The sequence below is a fragment of the Mycobacterium sp. 852002-40037_SCH5390672 genome (assembly GCF_001665875.1).
GTDB lineage: Bacteria > Actinomycetota > Actinomycetes > Mycobacteriales > Mycobacteriaceae > Mycobacterium.
This window is the reverse complement of sequence record NZ_LZTA01000116.1, coordinates 82,430-104,140: the sequence shown is the minus strand read 5'-3', so window position 1 is coordinate 104,140 and position 21,711 is coordinate 82,430. Positions and strand designations below refer to the sequence as shown.

Annotated in this window: 19 protein-coding genes and 1 pseudogene; 12 read left to right on the top strand and 8 right to left on the bottom strand. The window is 66.0% G+C overall.

Annotation, left to right across the window (positions count from 1 at the left end; all coding sequences use genetic code 11):
- Positions 1-723: MCE family protein (locus A5782_RS21760; protein WP_197694303.1), on the top strand; the 723-nt coding region annotated here is incomplete at its 5' end.
- 65 nt (positions 724-788) lie between these two features.
- Here A5782_RS21760 and A5782_RS21755 read toward each other — a convergent pair.
- Both A5782_RS21755 and A5782_RS21750 read right to left on the bottom strand, forming a co-directional pair.
- Positions 789-1,706, bottom strand: coding sequence for a DMT family transporter (locus A5782_RS21755; protein WP_067104158.1), 918 nt, complete (start codon positions 1,704-1,706; stop codon positions 789-791).
- Between the two features lie 112 nt (positions 1,707-1,818).
- Positions 1,819-2,712: an oxidoreductase gene (locus tag A5782_RS21750; RefSeq protein WP_067104157.1), complete on the bottom strand. Its 894-nt coding sequence runs from the start codon at positions 2,710-2,712 to the stop codon at positions 1,819-1,821.
- A gap of 194 nt (positions 2,713-2,906) precedes the next feature.
- Between A5782_RS21750 and A5782_RS21745 the strand changes: the two genes are divergently transcribed.
- The 5 genes from A5782_RS21745 to A5782_RS21725 all read left to right on the top strand — a co-directional run bounded on the left by A5782_RS21745 (position 2,907) and on the right by A5782_RS21725 (position 10,606).
- Positions 2,907-3,899 carry a diacylglycerol kinase family protein gene (locus tag A5782_RS21745; RefSeq protein WP_067104156.1) on the top strand — a complete coding sequence of 331 codons (993 nt, stop codon included), beginning with the start codon at positions 2,907-2,909 and terminating at the stop codon, positions 3,897-3,899.
- A 429-nt stretch (positions 3,900-4,328) separates the two neighbouring features.
- Positions 4,329-7,586: a thioester reductase domain-containing protein gene (locus A5782_RS21740; protein ID WP_067104155.1), complete on the top strand. Its 3,258-nt coding sequence runs from the start codon at positions 4,329-4,331 to the stop codon at positions 7,584-7,586.
- A gap of 88 nt (positions 7,587-7,674) precedes the next feature.
- Complete coding sequence (locus tag A5782_RS21735) at positions 7,675-8,583, top strand: metal-dependent hydrolase (protein WP_067104154.1); 909 nt, start codon at positions 7,675-7,677, stop codon at positions 8,581-8,583.
- Positions 8,583-9,521, top strand: coding sequence for an alpha/beta fold hydrolase (locus A5782_RS21730; protein WP_067104153.1), 939 nt, complete (start codon positions 8,583-8,585; stop codon positions 9,519-9,521). Before A5782_RS21735 ends, A5782_RS21730 begins: the two co-directional genes overlap by 1 nt.
- A 2-nt stretch (positions 9,522-9,523) precedes the next feature.
- Positions 9,524-10,606 (top strand): PDR/VanB family oxidoreductase, encoded by a 1,083-nt coding sequence (locus A5782_RS21725; protein ID WP_067104152.1) that lies wholly within the window; start codon positions 9,524-9,526, stop codon positions 10,604-10,606.
- An 86-nt stretch (positions 10,607-10,692) separates the two neighbouring features.
- Here the strand turns inward: A5782_RS21725 and A5782_RS21720 are convergent, their stop codons facing one another.
- Positions 10,693-11,751, bottom strand: a complete 1,059-nt coding sequence (locus A5782_RS21720) for a hypothetical protein (protein WP_067104151.1) — start codon at positions 11,749-11,751, stop codon at positions 10,693-10,695.
- Positions 11,752-11,852: 101 nt separating this feature from the next.
- Here A5782_RS21720 and A5782_RS21715 point away from each other — a divergent pair, with 101 nt between their 5' ends.
- The 3 genes from A5782_RS21715 to A5782_RS21705 all read left to right on the top strand — a co-directional run bounded on the left by A5782_RS21715 (position 11,853) and on the right by A5782_RS21705 (position 14,911).
- Positions 11,853-13,127 (top strand): hypothetical protein, encoded by a 1,275-nt coding sequence (locus tag A5782_RS21715; protein ID WP_067104150.1) that lies wholly within the window; start codon positions 11,853-11,855, stop codon positions 13,125-13,127.
- Between the two features lie 45 nt (positions 13,128-13,172).
- Positions 13,173-13,463 carry a YiaA/YiaB family inner membrane protein gene (locus A5782_RS21710; protein WP_067104149.1) on the top strand — a complete coding sequence of 97 codons (291 nt, stop codon included), beginning with the start codon at positions 13,173-13,175 and terminating at the stop codon, positions 13,461-13,463.
- A 134-nt stretch (positions 13,464-13,597) separates the two neighbouring features.
- Positions 13,598-14,911 (top strand): acyltransferase, encoded by a 1,314-nt coding sequence (locus tag A5782_RS21705; RefSeq protein ID WP_067104148.1) that lies wholly within the window; start codon positions 13,598-13,600, stop codon positions 14,909-14,911.
- Positions 14,912-14,966: 55 nt separating this feature from the next.
- Here the strand turns inward: A5782_RS21705 and A5782_RS21700 are convergent, their stop codons facing one another.
- From A5782_RS21700 to A5782_RS21685, 4 genes and pseudogenes are all read right to left on the bottom strand, one after another.
- Complete coding sequence (locus A5782_RS21700) at positions 14,967-15,632, bottom strand: response regulator transcription factor (RefSeq protein ID WP_067104147.1); 666 nt, start codon at positions 15,630-15,632, stop codon at positions 14,967-14,969.
- Positions 15,622-16,780, bottom strand: a pseudogene (gene macS, locus A5782_RS21695) (MacS family sensor histidine kinase). Before macS ends, A5782_RS21700 begins: the two are co-directional and overlap by 11 nt.
- Positions 16,781-16,953: 173 nt before the next feature.
- Positions 16,954-17,637, bottom strand: a complete 684-nt coding sequence (locus A5782_RS21690; protein WP_067104146.1) for a PAS and ANTAR domain-containing protein — start codon at positions 17,635-17,637, stop codon at positions 16,954-16,956.
- Positions 17,638-17,762: 125 nt separating this feature from the next.
- A complete protein-coding gene (locus A5782_RS21685; RefSeq protein ID WP_067104166.1) occupies positions 17,763-18,212 on the bottom strand; it encodes an Hsp20/alpha crystallin family protein in 450 nt (149 codons plus the stop codon).
- A 142-nt stretch (positions 18,213-18,354) separates the two neighbouring features.
- Here A5782_RS21685 and A5782_RS21680 point away from each other — a divergent pair, with 142 nt between their 5' ends.
- Positions 18,355-18,720, top strand: a complete 366-nt coding sequence (locus tag A5782_RS21680; protein WP_067104145.1) for a helix-turn-helix transcriptional regulator — start codon at positions 18,355-18,357, stop codon at positions 18,718-18,720.
- Between the two features lie 64 nt (positions 18,721-18,784).
- Entirely contained in the window at positions 18,785-19,321 is a 537-nt protein-coding gene (locus A5782_RS21675; protein ID WP_067104144.1) for a DUF1360 domain-containing protein, read from the top strand.
- A gap of 12 nt (positions 19,322-19,333) precedes the next feature.
- Here A5782_RS21675 and A5782_RS21670 read toward each other — a convergent pair whose 3' ends face one another.
- Positions 19,334-20,644, bottom strand: coding sequence for an NAD(P)/FAD-dependent oxidoreductase (locus A5782_RS21670; RefSeq protein WP_067104143.1), 1,311 nt, complete (start codon positions 20,642-20,644; stop codon positions 19,334-19,336).
- 297 nt (positions 20,645-20,941) lie between these two features.
- On the opposite strand from A5782_RS21670, the gene A5782_RS21665 reads away from it, so the two are divergent.
- Entirely contained in the window at positions 20,942-21,649 is a 708-nt protein-coding gene (locus tag A5782_RS21665) for a GAF and ANTAR domain-containing protein (RefSeq protein ID WP_067104142.1), read from the top strand.
- The last annotated feature ends 62 nt before the right edge of the window (positions 21,650-21,711 follow it).

Sequence of the window (21,711 nt, the reverse complement as noted above, 5' to 3'; positions counted from 1 at the left end):
ATCTTGCTTGATGATGTGAATCCGCAGATGCCGCAGGCGCGCAAGGACATTCAGCGGTTGGCGGCGTTGGGGGATACGTATGCGAATGCGTCGCCGGATTTGTTCGATTTTTTGAACAATGCGGTGATCACCTCGCGCACGATCAACGCTCAGCAGAAGGATTTGGATCAGGCGTTGTTGTCGGCGGCCGGGTTCGGCAATACCGGTGCCGAGTTGTTCAACAAGGGTGGGCCGTATCTGGCGCGCGGTTCTGCCGACCTGGTGCCCACCGCCCAGCTGCTGGACACCTACAGCCCGGAAATCTATTGCCTGATGCGCAGCGAAAACGATGCGCTGGCCGCCACCGGCGCCTCCGAGGGCGGATTCAACGGCTACTCGCTCAACATGGACACCGAGGTGCTCTCCGGGCTGGGACTGATCGCGAACCCGGTGTCCGCGGTGCCCGTCATCGCGTCACTGGTTGGTGGGGTCGCCGGAGTGGTCGGTGGCGCGCCGAACCCCTACATCTACCCCGAGAACCTGCCGCGGGTGAACGCGCGCGGCGGACCCGGCGGGGCGCCGGGGTGCTGGCAGAAAATCACCCGCGATCTGTGGCCGGCACCCGAGCTGATCATGGACACCGGCAACAGCATCGCCCCCTATAACCACCTGGACACCGGATCGCCCTATGCGATCGAGTATGTCTGGGGCCGCCAGGTCGGCGACAACACAATCAACCCATAGCGGTGTGCGCCGGCCGGCGCACACCGCTGTGAGAACGCTTACCGGGCAAGCCATTTCGTCCTGCCTCAAGCCTGGGAGGCCGCCTCCGCCCGAGCGCTGGATTTCACGTCACGTCCCGCGCCGGCCGACATGGAGGCGGCCTCACCGCGAGCCAGACCGACCGTCGCGACGATCACCACCACCGCCGTCGCCGCGAGAACAAACCACTCCCAGCCGGCGGTCTCCAAAGTCTCGCCGAGCACGATGATCCCGAGCACCCCACCCACCACGGGCTTCGCCACGATGATCGTGGGCAGCGAGGCGGTGAGCGCGCCGGCCCGATATGCCGATTGGTGATAGACCATCCCCGCCGCCCCGCAGAACACCAGTGCATACACGTCAAATGAGTGCCACCATTGCCCAGGGCTGTGTTCCAGGATGTCTACGACGCCCTTCATCAGCACCGCAAACATCGCCAAGAACGAACCGGCCACCGCCGCCAACAGCACCGCCGCGACCGGGCGGTCCGCCCAGATGCGAGCCCCCAGCAAACCGAGCACCAACACCGGGCCGATCACCGCCGCCACCACGATCCAGATGTGCAGCGGCGCCCGCTGCTGGCCGCCGGTCGGATCTCCGACCGCGATGACTGCCGCAAGCGCGACCGCCAACAACAGCGCCCACGTCCACTCTCGCCGGGTGATCGAGTTACCGGTCATCCGGGAGTAGATCGGCAGGGCGAACAGCAGCGCCGTCACCTGCAACGACATGACGAGCAACACCGAGCCCTTGTCGAGCGCGGCGGCCAGCAGCACGTAACTGCCGATGTCTCCCAAACCGCCCAGCCACCAACGCTTATCGCGCAGCAACATGCCGAACAACGTCAGGTGGCCCACCCGTTCCTCGGTGACCTCCTGCGCGGACCGTTGCCGGACGACGTTGCCGATTGCGGACGCCAGCGCGGCGCACAGCGCGAGAATGGCCGCCAGATTCCCATCCGACATGGCATTACCTCCTCGCTGGGTGCCGTTGCGTTACCCATCCAATCTAGCCGCGACCTGTGCGACCGGCGCGTAGAAGGTTGCCCGGCCGAGCGGCGACACAGCGCGGCCCGGGTCAGAGCGGAAATTTCGTCCCGGTCAGCCGCTCGGACAGTTCCCAGAGAGCGGTGGCGGTGCCCGCGCGCTTTGCCGGCCAGTTCCGCCAGGTCGGCTGGGTGCGGCCGTACAGTCCGAATCGTGGGCCGACGAAGGTGTCGCCCGGCAAATCCTGCGATGCCGCGTACAACGTCTGGCGGGCGCCGAAGTCGGCGTCGGTGGACACGATGCGGTCGACCGCCAGGACCGCCGCGTCGCCCAGTTTGCGACCGGAGTTGCCCTGCAGGTTGGTGTGCGACCAGCCGGGGTGGGCGGCCAGGGCCCGCAGCGATGTGGGGACGCCGTTCAGCCGCCGCTGCAGCTCCTTGGTGAACAACAGGTTGGCCAGCTTCGATTGGCTGTAGGCCAGCCAGGCCGAATACGGGCGGGAGTCGAAATTCAAATCTTTGAGACTGATGTAGCCGAAGTGGTGCATCAGTGAGGACACCGTCACCACGCGGTCGGTCAGCTTGGGCAACAGCAGGTTGGTCAACGCGAAATGGCCGAGGTGGTTGGTGCCGATCTGCCCCTCGAAACCATCGACGGTCACCGCGTGTTTGGTGGCCATGATGCCGGCGTTGTTGATCAGAACGTCGACCTTGTCGATGCCCTCGGCAAAGTGCCGCACCGAGGACAGGTCTTGCAGATCGAGCCGCCGCACCTCGGCGTTCCCGGTCGCGGGGCCGGTTGCCGAAGCGGTCATGCGCGCGGCGGCCGCGTGACCCTTGTCGGTGTTGCGGACCGCAAGGATGACGTGGCCACCGACCCGCATCAATTCGCGCGCGGTGACCTCGCCCAGGCCGGCGTTGGCCCCGGTGATGATGATGGTTCGTCCGGCGAACGAGGGCAGCTGTGCTGCGGTCCAATCGGCCATGGCAGACACCCTAACTTCGCAATTGCGACGGCGGCTGTTGGCCCGAGGGGCCTTGCGGCGCCGTGCAGCAGCGTTGTTGGTCCACCGGTACGCCCGGGTATCGTGCCTGGGATGACCAGCGAAATCCCGGCTGAGCGGTTGCCACACACCCGGCAAAGGCGGAATTGTGTCAGGTACGCAGCGGGGATCGCCGGATGTATCTAGGCGTCATCGTCAATCCGAAAGCGCGGAAGAATCGCGCCGCTTCACGCGATCGCATCGCCGAACTGCGCCGCATCGTCGGTCCGTGGGGCCAGGTGCACGAGACCAACTCGATCGAGGAGCTGCGCGACACCATCCAGCAGATCGCGCCACGGGTCACCCACCTGGTGGGCGACGGCGGCGACGGCGCGCTGCACTGGTTGATCAACGAGATCGAGCACTGCATCAGCGATCCGCGGCGCTGGCCCACGTTCGTGCCGACCAACGGCGGCAGCGTCAACGCCGTCGCGCGCAAGGCCCGGGTGCGCGGGCGGCCCGAAGCGATCATCCGTGCGCTGACGGCGGCAGCCGAAACGGATCAGCCTCCGCCCGAGGTGAGTCTGGACACGTTGGTGCTCGACGGCGAAACCTCCGACGGCGCGGCGTTTCATCGGGTCTGCTTCGGGCTGGCGGCAGGGGGTGTCGGGAACCGTTTCTACGACCGATATTACGACTCACCCGATCACGGTCGGCTGGCCGTCGCGCGAGTGATCGCCCGCAGCTTCGGCGATTACCTCACCTCCAAGATCGCCCCAAGCCGCGTCAAGACGCCGAATTACGCCTCCATCCTGTTCACTCCGACGCGAGCGCGCGTGGTGATCGACGGCGATGAGGTTCCGTCGCGCACGCACAGCCTGCTGCACGCCGGTGCGATCGACCTGCGCATCGGGGGCCCGTTTCGGTTGTTCCCCAAGGCTTCCGAGCCCGGTGCGCTGCATTTTCAGGCGGGGCACCTACGGCCATCCAGGATCGTGGCGCAGCTTCCAACGGCCCTGACCAACGGCATGCTCCGCGGCGACGGGCTACGCGATGTCAACGGCCACGAGATGATCATCGAAGCCGAGGACGAGCCGCTGTCGCCGATCATCGACGGCGAGCGGTTCCTCGGCATCGTGAAACTGGTGGCTCGCGCGGGCCCGCGGATCCGCATCGCCCAGCCCGCGTAGTCGCGCAGGCAGGCGGCTCGGCGGCGCGGACGGGCCACGGCTTCCCGGGCGCGAATCAAATTGCGTTTTCCGATTTGCAATTTCGCCATTCGGCGCGATGTGCGGAATAAATTTCGGGGCCCACGTCCGTTCGACAGGGAATGCAGAATACGTGAATTCGTAGATACGTAGTTCAGTATCTCAGGCCGCAGAGCAGGCATAACGCCTGGTGGGTGCCCACTGAGATACTGAAGTCCGTAAGCACGTAGATCAGCATCCGTGCAATTAATTCCCCCGGTTAAGTTTCGCCTGTGAATGTGGTGTACGAAGGCCGCTAATGCTGCTCAACGCTTTGCTCGGGACGGGCTTGCGGCGCTACATTGGTGTTTATATTTAACGACGGAAGTCGTTCTCGGGCTAAGCCAACGTGGAAGGGGGATCACTCCTACGATGGAGACGCTGATCGATTACCTGCAGATGTGGGAAGCGCAGAAACCGGACCAGACCCTCTTCCGATTCGTCGACGGCGACGGCCGCGAACTCGAGCACTACACCTACCAGGCCTTCGCCGAGCGCACCCGCGAGCTGGCCGCCTATCTGTCCAACGAGGCCGGACTCGAGTCAGGCGATCGTGCGCTGCTGGTCTACCCGCCAGGCTTGGAAATGATCGCGGCGCTGTACGCGTGCGCGCGCATCGGAGTGATCGCCGTTCCGGTCAGCCCTCCGTTGCCGATGTCCTTCGATTCCGGGCTGGCCAAGCTGAGCTTCATAGCCCGCGATTGCCGGGCCACGGCCGTGCTGTCGACGAAGCAGTTCGAGTACGACTTCCGCCTGCTGCTCGCTCAGCGCCACGGCGAGCAGGTCTGGACAGACGAGTCCGGCGCCGGCCTGCCGGACCTGCCCTGGTATGCGACCGACGGTGCCCAGGAGTTCGGCGGTGCCCCGGTTGAGGACACGCCCGGCGACGTTTTCTTCCTGCAGTACACCTCGGGGTCGACCAGCAATCCCAAGGGTGTGATCGTCACCCACGCCAACGTCATCGCCAACGGCTCCGCCTTCACCGGCGACGTGGTGCTGGCGTCGTGGCTGCCGCAGCACCACGACATGGGCCTGATCTCGGCCTACATGTTCATCGTGCTGCTGGGCGGGACCACCCATGCGATGTCGCCCCTGGACTTCCTCGCCCGGCCATCGTCCTGGCTTCGACTCATCAGCGACGTGCGCGCCACTCACACGCCGGGACCGAACTTCGCCCTCGAATACTGCCTGCGCGAGGACAAGCTGCCCGCCGCCGAATTGGCCGGCGTCGATTTGAGCAGCCTCGAATGCATCGTGGTGGGCGCAGAGCCACTGCGCGCCAGCACCTTCGCCCACTTCCGGCAGCGGTTCGCCGAGTACGGTCTGCGGCCCGAGGCGCTCACCGGCGCCTACGGCATGGCCGAGTCCACCCTGATCGTGTCGATCCGCGGGCGCCAGACCATCGCCGTCAACAAGCGCGGGCTGGAGCGCAACGTCGCGCGTATCGAGAAGGCGCTGCCGGAAAACAGCAACCAGGTCCCGTTGGTCAGCTGCGGCAAGCCCATCGAGGAGACACTGGTTCGTATCGTCGATCCCGAATCGCGCCAAGCAATGCCTGACGGGCGGGTCGGCGAGGTTTGGCTGACCGGACCCTCGAAGGGGGCCGGCTACTGGAACCGTCCGGAGCTCACCGCGGAGATGTTCGGCGCCCGCATCGCCGGCGATGACCAGCACACCTATCTGCGGACCGGCGATCTCGGATTCCTTTACGAGGGTGAGCTTTTCGTCTGTGGGCGCAGCAAGGACCTGATCATCGTCCGCGGCGTCAACTGCTACCCCTCCGACATCGAAGCCGTCGTCGAGCGCACGGCAGCGCACGTCCGCAGCGGCTGCGTCGCCGCCTTCTCGGTCGAGCACGACGAGCAGGAAGCCTTGATCGTCGTCGCCGAGGTGCGAGACGAGCACAACCTTCCGGACGCCAAGGCGCTGGCCCGGGCGATCCGGCGGCACTGCCACATCGATCCGCACGCGATCGTCTTCGCTCCGCCGCGCAGCATTCCCAAGACCACCTCGGGGAAGATCCGGCGCGCTTCCACGCGCCAGTTGTGGCTGGATGGCGCGCTGCCCGCCTTCACCAGCTGGGTCAACCCGTCGGCGAACCGAACTGACGGTGTCCTGCGCGCCGGCGCCGGTCCGCTGGAGCGCTTCCGCAACCTCATCGAGAGCTACGACCTCACCGGCGACGAGGACTGCTCGTTCGCCGATCTCGGCATCGACTCGCTGGCATTGGCCGAACTCCGCACGGACCTGCAGGCCTTGCTGGAGGAGAACGGCGCGGGGGAGCTGGCCGAAGAGGTCAACACCCGCCTACTGCAGCGGCTGACGGTGTCCGAATTCTTCGGGCTGATAAGCCAATTCGGCGAGGGATCCGGGCAGCCGCTCGACGCCCTGCGCCGGGCCCTGGATCAGATTTCCGCGGAATACGAGGCCCACGAGGCAGCCCAGATGCGGGCCGACGCGGCACTGCCGTTGCCGGAGCTGGCGCCCGCGCGCCCGGGTGAGCCCACCGATCTGCTGCTCACCGGCGCGACCGGATTCCTCGGGCCGTTCCTGGTGAGCAGCCTGCTGGGGCGGACCTCCTACACGGTGCACGCGCTGGTGCGTGCCACGGACGCCGCGCACGGTCTCGACCGGATCGTCGCGTCGCTGCGCCGCGCCCAGCTCTGGACGCCGGCGCTGGAAGCCGATGTTCGCGCACGGGTACGCATCATCTGTGGTGATCTCGCCCAGCCCGCGCTGGGCATTGGGGAGGCGGCCTTCCAGCAACTGGCGCAGGACGTGGATGCCGTCGTGCACAACGGTGCCCTGGTCAACTACGTACGCACCTACGACGCCCTGCGTCCCGCCAACGTGGAGGGCACCCGCGAGCTGTTGCGGCTGGCGATGACGGCCCACCGCAAGGCTTTTCACCTCGTCTCCAGCACGTTCATCTACGGCTGGAGCACCGAGCCGGTGGTCGGGGAGTGGGATGCGAACGAAAAGATGGCCGGGCTGGACTTCGGTTACTCGCAGACCAAATGGGTCGCCGAGCAGTTGGCGCTGGCCGCGCAGCGCAAGGGGCTCGACGTCCGCATCTACCGCCCCTCGCTGATCTCGCCCACCCGCGCGGGCTTCGGCAGCCAGGACGACATCCTGGTGCGCCTGACCGCGTTCATGATCGAGCACGGGGTCGCCGTCAACGCGCTCAACCAGATCAGCCTGCTGCCGGCCGACTTGATCGCGGATCACATCGTCACGCTGATGGGCCTGCCGGATGAGTCGGGCAGCGTCTTCAACATGACCGCGGACGACTACTACAACCTCACCGACGTCACCCGGATCCTGTCCGAACGCTACGGATATCGGTTCGACTACTACGACATCCCGTCCTTCACCGAGCAGCTGAACCGCCGCTGCACGCCGAATGATCAGATGTATCCGCTGGTCGACTTCCTCACCCGGTCGGCGGACAAGATCGCGGCGATGCGGGACAAGCGCTACGACAACACCCAGTACCGCCACCGGCGGGGGCTGACCAAGGTCCGTCTGCGCGAGCCCGCCCTCACCGAAACGGTCGATCATCTGGTCCGGTTCTTGCGCAGCGAGCGTTTGATCACTGAGGTAGAGGACGAGGAACAGCGCAGCGCCTAGCGGCGATCGCAAGCGCGGCGACGCCGGGCGCAGCGGGTCGCCGCGAGAGGACCTGACGACGACCTGACGACGGAAAGGGGATGGCACGATGTTCACCGTCGATGACAAGGCAACGGGCCCGCATGACGCCTCGCTCGACCACGAGCGGATCGTCCTGCAGGCGCGTGACGTCGACTTCGACTGGTCGACGCTGCCGTTCTACTACGTGCCCAACGAACCCTTCACCACCCACTTCTGCAATGTGCTGCACCTGTTGCTGCCGGCTGGTGAGGAATTCATCGTCAACGCATTCAAGGACACCTTGCCGTTGATCAAGGACGACCAATTGCGGCGCGATGTGCAGGGTTTCATCAGCCAGGAGGCCATGCACTCCCAGGCGCACGCGGGGGTGCTGGGACACTTCGCGGCCAAAGGCATCGACGTGACGCCGTTCACCGACCAAATGCGTTGGCTATTCACCCAACTCATCGGCGACCGGCCGCGGTGGAGCCCGCGCCGGCGACAGAGCTGGCTGCTCGAGCGGGTGTCGATGGTCGCCGCCCTCGAGCACTACACCGCCATTCTGGGAGAATGGATTCTCGACACCCCGCAGCACGACGCCATGGGCACCGATCCGGTGATGCTGGACCTGTTGCGCTGGCACGGCGCCGAGGAAGTCGAGCACAAGGCGGTCGCCTTCGACACCATGAAGCATCTGCGTGCCGGGTATTGGCGGCAGGTACGCACCCAGCTGCTGATCACGCCGGCGTTGCTGTGGTTGTTCGTCCGCGGCGTGCGATTCATGTACTCGGTCGACCCATACCTGCCGCCCGGCACCAAGCCGCGCTGGCGGGACTACTTCCGCGCGGCGCGCCGGGGTTTGGTGCCCGGGCCCTTCCAGTTCCTCCGGGTCATCGGCGCCTACTACACACCCAGTTTCCATCCGTCCCAGCTGGGCGGGGTGGGTCGCGCCGTGGACTACCTGGCCCGTTCGCCCGCCGCCCGCGCGTCGCACTGATGACGACCGAAGTCGCATCAACCACGGTCGCGGCCTCCGACGGCGTGCGACTGGCGGTGCACGCCTACACCGACATCGACCCGGGGCGGCCGACCATCCTGGCCATCCACGGCTACCCGGACAACCACCACGTGTGGGATCCGGTGGCAACGACATTGGGGACATTGGGTCACCGATTCAACGTCGTGGCCTACGACGTGCGTGGCGCCGGCCAATCCTCCGCGCCGGCAGGCCGTTCCGGGTATCGGCTTGCGCAGCTGGTCGCCGACATCGGCGCGGTGATCGAGCGCCTCGGCGTTGACTCGGTGCACCTGCTGGCCCACGACTGGGGGTCGATCCAGGCCTGGGCGGCGGTCACCGACGACGCGGTGATGGGCAAGATCGCCTCATTCACGTCGGTCTCCGGGCCCCACCTGAACTACGCGGGCAGGTTCCTGCGGTCGGCGTGCACGCCGCGCGCGCTCCTCGACGTCGTCAAGCAGATCCTGGCCTCGTCCTACATCTGGTTTTTCCTGTGCCCGGGCATTCCGGAGTTGGCGATCCGGTCCCGGGCGACGGTGAAAGTCTTTGAGGCGGTTGAGCGTATCGGGGGATCGACCACCCGCAGCGAGCGCGGTGCGGCATATCGCTCGAGCGAGGACTACCTCAACGGGCTCAACCTGTACCGCGCGAACATGCCAAAGCCGATCCTGTCCCCCCCGGCGCAATTGCCGCAGACGACCGTTCCGGTGCAGGTCCTCGTCGCGCGCCAGGACTACTTCGTATCGCCTGCCCTGCAACGGTTTACCGGCTCCATCCCGGAGAACAGCAGCGTCGTCCCGATCGAGGGCGGCCATTGGGTGGTTACCGCGCACCCCGACGTGGTCGCCCGGCTCACCGGTGAGTGGGTAGACCTGATCGCCCGCTCCGCAGACCGTCGCGGCATCGGTCAGATGTGAGGATGACTGTGGCACAGACTATTTGGGACGGCATTCCGGCCGACCTCTACGGCCGCCGCAAACGTGACCGCATGTACACGGCGTTGTACGGGGTCGGGACGCTGTTCGGCGGCATGGCGACGGCGTCGCGGTGGACCTCCTCTCGCGTCGAGCCCGTGCAGCGCACCACCACCGCGGTGGTTATCAAACGCGAGCTGCTCACCCCCGATGTGGTCGCGTTGACGCTGGCCGACCCGGCCGGTGGGCTGTTGCCGTCCTGGACGCCCGGCGCGCATATCGACGTTCGGCTGCCGTCGGGCCGCCGACGGCAGTACTCGCTGTGTGGTTCGCCCGGCCGGCGCACCGACTATCGCATCGCGGTGCGCCGCATCGCCGAAGGCGGCGGCGGCTCGATCGAGATGCACGACACCTTCAAGGTGGGGGACAGGTTCGAGTTCGAGGGGCCCCGCAACGCGTTCTATCTCGTCACCGACGAGCGCGAGGTGTTGTTCGTGATCGGCGGCATCGGGGTGACACCGATTCTGCCCATGATCCAGACGGCTCAGCAGCGCGGAATCACTTGGCGTGCCGTGTATGCCGGCCGCAGCCGCGACTACATGCCGCTGCTGGATGAAGTGGTGGCGGTGGCCCCCGAACGGGTTACGGTGTGGTCCGACGACGAGCGCGGCGGAGTCCCCACCGTAGCGGACTTGCTTGCCGACGCCGGGCCGAGCACGGCGGTCTATGTGTGTGGCCCCACCGCCATGCTGGAATCGGTGCGCACCGCACGTAACGAACACGCGAACGCGCCACTGCACTACGAACGTTTCGGCCCTCCTCCGGTGGTCGACGGGGTCCCCTTCGAGCTGGAACTGGCCCGCTCGCAGCGGGTGCTCAGGGTGCCGGCAAACCGGTCGGCGCTGGACGTCATGCTCGATCGCGACTCGACCACCGCGTACTCCTGCCAGCAGGGGTTTTGCGGCACGTGCAAGGTGAAAGTCCTTGGCGGGCAAGTCGATCGCCGCGGGCGCAGCACCGAAGGTGACGGCGAAATGCTGGTCTGCGTTTCCCGCGCAAAGACCGGTCGCGTGGTGATCGACGCCTGAGTGCGGTGATGGGCCGCCAAGGCCATCCCTCAAGGCGTTAACGCCACGAAACAATGAGGTATCTGTGCAGTCGGTTTCGGGACGGTCTAGATGGGCCCTGGAAGTTCCCCTAGGCTGCAAAGCTCTGCATGGACGGATTGGATGGCTGCTTGGTATTGCTCCTCGCTGAGGCTTTTTGCGTAGTAGCGGTCCATGCGAAGCCGGTATTGCTGGTCTCGGAGTTGCCGGATGCGGTCGAGCCTGGCGGCGTCGGTTGCGGAGAATTTGAGCTGCTCGACGCTGATTTGGCCGGCCATGACTCGTTCAATCGGTGAGAGCCGGTAGCCGCAATGGGCGAGTAGCTCCAGATAGGCCTTGCAGTACGGCCGTTCTCCGACTCGCCACGTGTCGCGTTGGGTTCCCCATTCGAAAGCGGCCAGCACCATCGCCAGGATCACGACCTTGGGGCGCGCGTCGGCGTTGGCCAGCGCAGCCAAGTCCTCATCGCGGGATTCGTTGATTCCGAGCAAGTTTGCGGCCAAGCTCATGCTGGCCGGGCAGTGTAACTCGGTCAGATAGTGGAAGTTGCGGGCAATGAAGATGTCGATCCACGGCGGCAGTGCCGCTAGGAGATTGGTCCGAACCCAGTCGCGGCGCGCGTTGGCGACCGCCGCGGCGTGTCGGTCCAGTTCGCGCATCATCACCCAGTCACGCTTGGCATCGGCGGCCGCCTCGGATTCCAGCTTGACAGGCCGGCACCCGGTGAATGTGGGGCCGCTCATCACCTCGTCGAGGCTTAATGGTCGCCCTTGATCAAAGGTCAGGTACGAAGCGTAGACATCCAGATCCCGCGATCCAGTCCATCGGGCCAACTCGCCCAACGTTTTCTCGCCGGGCAAAAGCCTGCAGATGTTGTCCTGCTGTTTGAGGTCGTCGCGGGTATAGATGAGGCCGATGTCCCCGTGCTGCCCCTCGCGACGAGTGCCGAGGTACACGCGCCAACCGGCCGGTCCGGCGATTCCCGGTACGTAGTGCGAGGAGATTTCGACCAGCAGGTCATCGATGGTGGCCGAGGCGGGGAAGACCCAGAACTCGCGGTGAGAATCGACATCGTCGCCCATGGCGACCGAGCTTCGGTCGACAGCTACCTTTACCGTGTCAGACATGTTTGAGTCCTAACTACCTTTGACCGCGGGGCTTACAAAGCTATCGAAATCGCGTCGCGTTCACCGGATCAATTGCGTGGCCGCTGCGTCATGCTTAGGCGATGCCGAAGAAATCGTTGCCCGCGCCCGCGCAGCCGGAATCCGGGTCGGGGGAGTCCGTACTGGGGACCTGGCAAGCCGCCGGCCTGAGCATGGCCGTGATTGTGTCCGCAGTGGTGTACGGATTGGGCGCCCTGCTCGGGGCGGCGGTCACGATTCCGGTCATCTACGCCTTGGTGCGGCTGCGTGCCCACGCGCCAAACGCGCACAGTACCGCCGAGATGATTGGTGCCACCCTGGGCCGGCGGGCTGGGACGGCCGCGGGCATCGTTCAGCTGTGCGCCTACGTGGTGCTGGCCGCGAAGTTCGCCACTACCCTCGGACTGGAACTGGTGCAGCTGTTTTCCTCAACCGAAGACCCCGCGCAGATCGTTTCTCGGCTACCCCTCGGCGCCGTTGTCGCAGCCGTCGCTGCCGGGGCAACCGTGTGCCTGGCGCCGACTCGGGCAATCGCATCGGTAGTGGCGCCGCTGGTGATCGCAGGCCTGCTCGTCTACGTCTACCTCGCGGTGGCGGTCACCGCCCGCGTCGCCGCAGGCAGTGACGCGGTCGTCATCGGTACGGCGGCGACGCCGGGCCAGCTGTCCGGCCAGCTCGTCGGCTTCGGCCTGGGGATGGTGGGCATTGAACTCATCACGGTTCGCAGCGCGCGCATAGCCAGGCCGGGCAGATCCATGTTGCTGGCCGTCGCGGTGGTGGCGGTGGCGGCGGTGACGGTGTGGGTCGGCGATCACCAAAGTGTGGTGGGCCCGTGGCGGTGGAGCGCCAAACATCTGGCCGAAGCGGTGCCACAGTTCTACGCCGGCCCGGGTCAGACATGGATGGTCATCGCGGGCGTCAGCCTGGCCGTGGCCGCCGCGTTGTCCTCGGGGTGGGCGGCGGTGCGCGCCGCCGGGGGTCTGGTGGTCATGCGCGGGGCGACACCGAACGCCGGTTTGCGAGTGGCGGTGGTGGCGATCGTCGCGTTGGTTGCCGCCGTGATCTCGGCGCACGGCGCGCGCTGGATCGGGCTGGTCATCCTGGGCGCGGCGCCCCTGCTGCTGATGGCACTGTATGTGTTTGCCACAGAGGCGAATTCACGGATTCCCGGTGACAGCGTGGTGACGTGGTGGGTCCGGCTGGTGATGCCCGCGCTGGGCGTGGTGGCCGTGGCCAAACCGCTCGCGGACTCCGCGTTTGCTTCGGTGGAGGTGGCGACGGTGGTTGCCGCGGCGGCCGCAGTGTGTGCCGCGGGCGCCGCGGCGGTGCTGCTGACCCCGTCCGCCAAATCTGAGTAGTCTTACGGATCCCCGCCAACGGCGTGCTGCCGCAGGCTTATTGGCATGACCGTTCCCAACAGCACATCGAAAACCACCGCCGCCTTCTTCGTCCAGGCCGCCGTCGCGTTCGCGATCAGCTTCCTGGCCGCGCTCGGCGGAATCTACTTCCTGCCGCTTGACCCGTGGCCACGGTTGTTCCTCGGCGTCACCTTTCTCTTCCTGGTGTCGAGTGCATTCACCCTGGCCAAGGTGATCCGCGACCAACAGGAAGCCACAACCGTGCGGGTACGACTCGACGAGGCCCGCATCGAAAAGCTGCTGGCCGATTACGATCCGCTCAATGCCGCGAGCTGAGTAGTACTACTCAGGGACAACGCGTAGAAGTGCGCAGGCCCGTGCCCGCGCGATCGGCGATGCTTCTTGCATCGCATGACTTCCTCTCCACCACAAGGCTTTAATCCACCACACAGAAGGGCAATTTCGCTCCCATGACGACTCTTGTCAGGTTCCCCGACGTCGCCGAGGTGGCCGCACGCACACCGGCCGAACGCGATCGCGTCCTGGACGTCATCCGCATCACCTCCCTGGTCGGGGTGGTGCTCGGCCATACCGTGATGGCGGCGAGCATCATCGAAAACCACGTCTTGATCTGGGACAACCTGCTTACCTCCTCGATGTTGTTTCAGGCGATGACGTGGCTGCTGCAGATCATGCCGCTGTTCTTCTTCGCCGGCGCGGCCGCCTGCGTGTCCTCCTGGACTCCCGGCACCAACTGGGGAGATTGGCTGATGAGACGCTGCACCAGACTGTTCCGGCCGGTGTTCTACTATCTGGCATTCTGGGCCGTGACACTGACCGTGCTGTATCGGGCACTGCCGCAACACATCTACGAGCCGGTCGCCGGCGTCAGCACGCAGCTGCTGTGGTTCCTGGGTGCCTACGTCCTGGTGCTGGCCGCCATGCCGGTGCTGCACCGCATCACCACTGCCGGGCGCCTGGCCGCCGGGGTGGCTACGGTCTACGGGGCAATCGCGCTGATCGACGTGATCCGGCTGCACTGGCCGGCGATGATGCCGCTGGGTTACCTCAACCTGGCCGTCTGGCTCATTCCCGCCATGTTCGGCGTGGCCTACCGCCGCGGGCTGCTCAGCGGCCGCGCCGCGCTGGCCGTCGCCGCCGTCTTCTTCACCTTCGACGTCGCACTGGTGCACTGGGGGCCGTATCAGGTCAGCATGGTCGGCACCGGTGACCACCACCTCTCCAACACCAGCCCGCCGTCACTGTTGCTGGCTGGGCACGCAATCATCCTGAGCGCATTGGCGATCGCGGCCGCGCCGGCGATCGCGCGCTGGGCGCAGCGGCCGCGGGTGTGGTGGTGGACCGCCATCGGCAACTCCGGCGCGATGACCCTGTACCTGTGGCACATGCCGGTGCTGCTAGGCGTGCATCTGGTCTTCGATTACCTTGGCTGCCCTCGCTTTCCGGGCGCGCGGGACTTCCTCGCCATCAGCCTCGCGCAGGTGCTCATCGTGGTCGTCGCGGTGGCGGTGCTGTTCGTCGCGCTGCGGCCGCTGGAGAACAACCCGCTGTCCGGCTGGGACGGCGCGCCCGCGGTGACGTCGCGCGGGCGCGGCGCAGCCATGGGTGCGCTGTTGTGCGTGGCCGGCGTGGCGCTGCTCGCCGCGATCAGGTGGGGCCTCAAAGACGACGGGCTGGTGTGCATGGCCGTGGTGGTGACCGCGCTGGTGACCGCGCGAATCGTGGCCACGGTGCGATTAGGGTGCCACGCGGTAACCCGGTAGCCCAAATTCGTTGACCCGCGGGGTAAGTGGTGCGGTTATGCGCCCACCCCGCGGGTCACGGCGCTTCGTCCAGACCGTGCTCAATGGCATAGCGAGCCAGTTCCACCCGATTGGCGAGTTGAAGCTTGCGAAATGTCGCCTGCACGTGGTTTTCCACCGTGCGGTGGCTCAACGAGAGCTTCTCGGCGATCTGTTTGGCGGACAGCCCTTTTGCGACGTACCGCAACACCTCTGTTTCGCGTTCGGTGAGACTGGGACGAGCGGGACCGTCGGCCTTGCTCTGCGCGATACGCCGGTATTCACCCAGGACGAGTCCGGCCAGGCTCGGGGTGAACACGGCCCGCCCGGCCGCGGTGGCCGCGACCGCTTGCGCCAGTTCGGATTTCGAGGCGCTCTTGACCAGGTACCCGGTCGCGCCGGCCTTGACCGCCTCCAGGACGTCGTCGCGTTCGTCGGAGGCCGACAGCACCAGCACCCGCGACGATGGCGAGACGGCCAGCACCGCGGCGGTGGCCTGTGCACCGTCGCCGTCGGTCAGTTGCATGTCCATCACCACCACGTCGGGCTTGACCACGGCCGCCCGCCGCTGTGCGGCAGCCACACCGTCAGCGGTGGCCAGCACGGTGAAGCCGCCCTCGGCCAGGTCGCGAGCGACCGCGTCACGCCAGATCGGGTGGTCGTCGACGACCATCACCGTCGTCGGCGTCTCGTCATCCCCCATGGCGTCCCTCCCGGCGTGGCACGCACAACTGCCACTCGGTGCCTTCGCCGGGCTCGCTGTGCAATTCGGCGCTGCCGCCCAGCGACGTCAACCGTCCCACGATCGATTGGGAGATGCCGAGGCGTCCCTGACGGGCCGCTTCCTCGAGCCGGCCGGCGGCAATGCCCACCCCGTCGTCGCGGACGCTGACCAGGACGGCATCGCCGAGGTCCTCCACGAGCACGAACGCGTGCGCATCCGGGCCGGCGTGGGCGACTACATTGTCCAACACGTTGCCCACCGCGGCGTCGAGTTCGGTTCCCGCCCAACGCCCCAACGGTACCGGTGTGCCGGGCAGGCTGAGGGATACCCGATCGGATTCCCGGCACCGCAGCAGCGTGCGCAGGTCGATCCCGGCGCCGTCGGCGTCCCGATCGATGTCCGTGCACGCCAGCCAGCGTCGCAGCGCGCGTTCTTGCTCGCTCGCCAGATCGGCGAGTTCTGCTGTGGCGCCGCCAATCTCATGCCCCTTCTTGGCGACCAGCCAGCACCTGGATGGCTCCGTCGTGTACCTGCCGGGACAGCCGGTCGCGTTCCTGCACCGCGGCCGTCAATTGGGCCGCTCGCTGCAGCTCATCGTGGGCGCGCCGCGCGGTTTGCGCGGCCATCCCGATCGCCATGCCGATCGCCAGTTCGATGATGACGGTGGCGTTGTGCCCGAGGTTGAGCGCGAAGTAGTTCTTGACGGCGAAATTGGTGGCCATCACCGCCAGGCCCGTCAGCATTCCGCCCGCGGGGCCGAACTGGATGGCGGCGGAAATGGTGGGATTGGTGGCCCACAACGTCGTCGGCCAGGTCTGGTTCTCGGCCGCCCAGTGCGGGCTCGCGACAAGGTTGTTCGACCACATCAGCAAGACAACGATCACGAGCTCGGCGAGCACCCACGCCGGTTTGCGGCCGAACCCGCGAAGGTAGGCGAACGCGCAGGCCGCGCTCCATACGATCACTCCGGCGAAAAGCACCCAACCCAGCACTGGCCGAATCAGATCCGGATTGATCGCGATTTGAAAGCCGGTGGCATAGATGCAGCTCAGCAGCCGGAATACTTGCGCCGCGCGCCATAGCGGCGTCGCGGGATCGGGGCCTTGTTTCGCCATCGTGGTCAGCATAAGGGCGGATGGCCCCGCGGCGGACCGACCACCGATATTGGCCGAAAGTCCCTTGAGCTTGTCGCCACGCCGAAACGGTCACCGCCGAAGCCGTCAGGCAATGCCCTGCGTCATTCGGGAGTGCCGCGACTGAACAGACCACTGAGGAACGGAAATCCTTGGCGTGCCGGCTTTTACTCGCTGCCGTTGGTCTGTCGGACGCGTTCGTGCGCGGTCATCAGCAGGTGGTCGAATTCCGTCTGGGTGTTCAGCGCCAAGCCGGCACCGCGGAAGTCTCGGGCGATTTGCTCGGCGAGCGGTCGCAGCTTGATATTCGCTTCCTGGGACAGCCATTTGAGCAACTCGAAGGCCGCGCTGTCGCTGATGTCGTAGACCAGCATCAGCATGCCTTTGGCTTGCTCGATGCCGGCCCGGTTCTCGCTGATCGCAGCCAGTTTGGCGCTCATCGCGTCCTCGTGCACTTGTTCGTGCTGTTCAGAGACGTCGATGTAGAACCCGTGGGTCCCGATCACGTCACCGTCGTCGTCGAACATCCGGTCGCCGACGACGACCACGTGGTGCACATTTCCCCGGGTATCGATGATCCGGTGGCGCGTGCTGAACGCCTGGCGCTTATGAACGATTTGATCGATGGTGGCCGCGACGTGTCCGCGGTCGTCGGGATGCTTGTGGGAGAGCACCAGTTCGGTGGTCGGAGTCACGCTGCCGGCCTCATACCCGTGCATCCGTTGCACTTGTTCCGACCATTCCCAGCGCTGGTCGGTGAAGTAGAACCGAAACCACCCCGCCGGCTGCCCAGCGCCGCCCGCCAGCGCCTGTTCGACGCTGGCAGTCTGGCCGTCGAGTTCCCATTTCATCGTTTATCCGCCTCCCTGGCACCGGGCGAACGTTCGCACCGGTGGCCTGGAGCCGGCGGCGTGCGGCGGCCATAACGCGCATGCGCATGCGTGCCACGTGCGGCCGCCGCCCTGCCGCCGGTCGGTCAGGCGTTGATGACCTCGCGCGGGGCGGTGCCTTCTCTGACGGACCGCGTAGCACCGCCGCGGCCGACCGAGATCTTGCGCGGCTTGGCCTTCTCGGCCACCGGGACATGCAGGCGCAGAACGCCTTCGGAATAGGAGGCCTCGATCTTGTCGGTGTCGAGGTTTTCGCCGAGCACCAGCTGGCGGCTGAACACGCCGCGCGGCCGCTCGGTGGCCAGCATCTCGCGGTTGGGATCGACGGCCGGTCGTTCGGCGCGCACGGTCACCACATTGCGCTCGATGTCGATGTCCAGCGAGTCGGCATCGATGCCGGGCAGGTCGAACTCGACGACGAAATTCTCGCCTTCGCGCCAGGCGTCCATCGGCATCACTGCCGGCCGGGCTGCGGTACCGAGGACCTGCTGGGCGAAGCGGTCGAGTTCACGGAACGGATCTGAACGCATCAGCATGGTGGTCACCTCTCACTCCAATCTAGGCGGTGGTTCAGGCAATCCTATGTCCAGCGACATAGATTTTATATAGCACCGTCGACAGAAGCGCGCAAGTGTGCTAAACAGATTTCCTGAAGAGGTAACTACGGGGAGGCGCGCGATGGTCGACTACCGCGGAAACGCGGGTACCCCGGCGTCCGACCATGGGGTGTATGGCATCTCGGTGGCCGCCGAACTGTCCGGGATCCCGGTGCAGTCGCTGCGGCTCTACGAGCGCTACGGCTTGATCACGCCGTCGCGCAGCCAGGGCGGTACCCGCCGCTACAGCGCCGACGACCTGGTCAGGATCAAGCGCATCAGCGCGCTGGTCGACTCCGGGGTCAACCTGGCCGGCGTCTCGCGCATTCTCGATCTCGAAGACCATAACGCCACGTTGTCGGCGGTCAACACCGATCTGCGGTCCACCAACCGCACCTTGCGAGAAGCCGCGAAAACGGCGAAGCCCGTCGAGCAGGGCACAGTCTGAGGCCATCGCGGATTGCACCGGCCCACGTCGGGTACTCGTCCCGCTATGCCTTTAAGGAGAAGCGATGGGTGAGTTGACGGAAACCGGCGCCGCGGCCGTCGATGGTGCACGGCAGGAAGCGGACGCCTATCGCGGCGACAATGACCGACCGCTGGGAGGCTACGTGGCGGTCATGGCCGTCTACAGCGTTGTGGTGGTCGCCGCGGTGCTGGCCGCGCTGGCCACCGGACGCGCGTTGCCGAACCGGTGGCGGGCCCAGGACCTCCTCATCCTTACCCTCGGCACCCACAAACTGTCGCGAACTCTGACCAAGGATGCGGTGACGAGTCCGCTGCGCGCGCCCTTTACGCAGTATGCGGGCACCGGCGGCCCGGCCGAAGTCCAGGAAGAGGTTCGCGAGCAAAGCCAGCTGCGGCACAGCCTGGGGGAGCTGCTGACCTGCCCGTTCTGCCTGGACATGTGGGTCGCCACCGGGTTCGCCATCGGCCTGGTGTTCGCCCCGCGGTTCACCCGCCTGATCGCCGGCGTATTCAGCGCGCTGGCCGGTGCGGACTTTCTTCAGCTCGCCTACGCGATGGCGCAACAGTCGGCCGAAGACTGAGGCGTCACCGCGTCAGCTCGTCTTCGGCATCGGGATGCCTTCGCTGGCCATGAATTGCGCGTCGTCCTCGGATGTCAACCCGATCGAGACGACGGAGCGGGTGAACAGTGCGTCGGTCAGGTAGGCCAGCGACACCGCCCACCGGTTGACGCCGCGGGGAATCGCGTACAGGTGGTAGGACCTGGTGACGGCTTTGGCGGGCAGTCCGGACAGGTGGATGTTGAGCGGATTGGCAACCGCGTGGCGCGGTCCGAGGTCGACCACCAGACCCAGGTTGCGATGCTTGTATTCCTTGCTGCTGCCGTAACCGAGGCTGGCCGCGACGTTGCGGGCCAGCGCTTTGCCCTGGCGGGTCGCGTGTTGAGCGGTCGGCGGGGTGATCTTTCCCGGTTGGGTCAGATCGGGCACCGCGGCCGCGTCACCGGCCGCGAACACCTCGGGGTGACCCGGAACCTGCAGGTCAGCCTGAACCGTGAGCCGGCCCTTTTCGGTCGGTAGGCCCAGGTCTTGGATCAACGGTGCGCCGGTCACCCCCGTCACCCATGCGATCGTGCGCGTATCGATACGCGAATCATCGCTCAGCACCACGTGATCGGCATGCGCCTCCTTGAGGGTGATGCCGAGCCGGACATCGATACCACGCTTGCGTAACAACTTGAGCGCGGCGTCACCCAGCTTCTTTCCCACCTCGGGCATCACCTGGTCGGCCAGGTCCAGCAGCAGAAACCGCACCTCGGCGGGGCTGAAGCCCATTTGTTTGGCCGCCGCGTCGGCCAGCGCCCGCAGCTGGGCCACCAGCTCGGTGCCCGAATACGACGCGCCGACCACCACGACGGTGCGCCGGGCTGCGGCCACGCGAGGATCATCCTCGATGTTGGCCAGCTCCAGTTGTTCGACGAAGTGGTCTCGCAGGTAGAGGGCCTCGGCGGTGGTCTTCAATCCGCGCGCGTGTTTCGCGAGCCCCGGGATATCGAACAAGCGCGTCACCGAACCCGGCGTCAGCACCAGCCGATCCCAGGACATCGAATGGCTGCGCTCTTCTGGGTCGCAATAGGTCAGTGTGTTCTGGGTGAAGTCCACGGCATCCACGCGACCGCGTAATGCGCGCACACCCTTGAGCGAATTAGCCAGTGGGACAGCGACAAAGCGAGCATCGACTACGCCGCCGGCGACGTCGGGCAACAGCGGCGTGTACAGCATGTAGTCGACGGGGGAGATTATCGTGATGTCGACCGGCGCACGCCGTCGGCGCAGAATTCGGGCCAGCCGGCGGGCGCAGGTGAATCCGGTGAAGCCGCTTCCCACGATCACAATGGAGGTCACCGATCCGATTGTAGGCGGCTTCGCCAGATGCGCCGTGGTTCCTCGTCGCATCTGCGTGCTCAGTCGCCGTGAAATACGTTGGCTGGGAAGGTTTTACGATGCTGGGGGTCGGCGATAGACGGTTACCGATCGTCTCGTGTGCTGGGCCACTGGGCGGCGTCCCGACCAGTTTCGGCGTCTGGCCTTGCGCTTCGTTGTATGGCCAATAGACTTCTTTTGGGGGCGTTCGCAGACGTGTGAATGTGCCACAAGTTGAGAAAGGGCTCTGCGGGCCAGTGCGGCTCCGGGGGTGGTCTTATGCGGGATGGCAGTGCGACGATCGTCACTCAGCTCGTAGAGCTGGTGGCCAATCTGCAGCGTGAACAAAGCGATACCGCGTCGGGGCTGCACGAGCTCATCGAGCATGGGGTCGACCACGTGATCGGCTCCCAGTACGCCGGGATCACCTTGGCCGAGAAGAACAAGTCGGTCAGCAGTGTGGCCGCCACGCATCGTTACCCGATGGTCCTCGACGCGATCCAGAACAGGTGCGGCGAAGGGCCTTGCCTGGCTGCGGCGTGGGAGCACCACATCATGCACATCGCCGACCTGAACGCCGAACAGCGCTGGTTGTGTTACCGGCGGTATGCGCTCGAGCAGACGCCCATCCGCTCGATCCTGTCCTATGAGCTCTACGTCGACCACAGCAGCATGGCCGCGCTCAACTTCTATGCCGACCGTCCGCAGGCATTCAGCGAGGAATCCGTGGAGGTCGGCGCGGTTTTCGCAACGCATACCGCCTTGGCGTGGTCGATGATGCGCCGGCAAGAGCAATTCCGCAGCGCCTTGGCCTCACGAGACATCATCGGGCAGGCCAAAGGGGTGGTCATGGAGCGCTTCAATCTCGACGCCGTCGAAGCGTTCGAGCTGCTCACCCGGGTTTCGCAGAAATCCAACATCAGGCTGACCGACGTCGCGGCGACACTGATAAACAGTGAGCATCCCCTCAAAGGCCACCGGCGCTGAATAACGACTTCCGCGACCGGTCGGCGCAACGACCAACAATCCCGGCCCCCAGTCCATTTCAT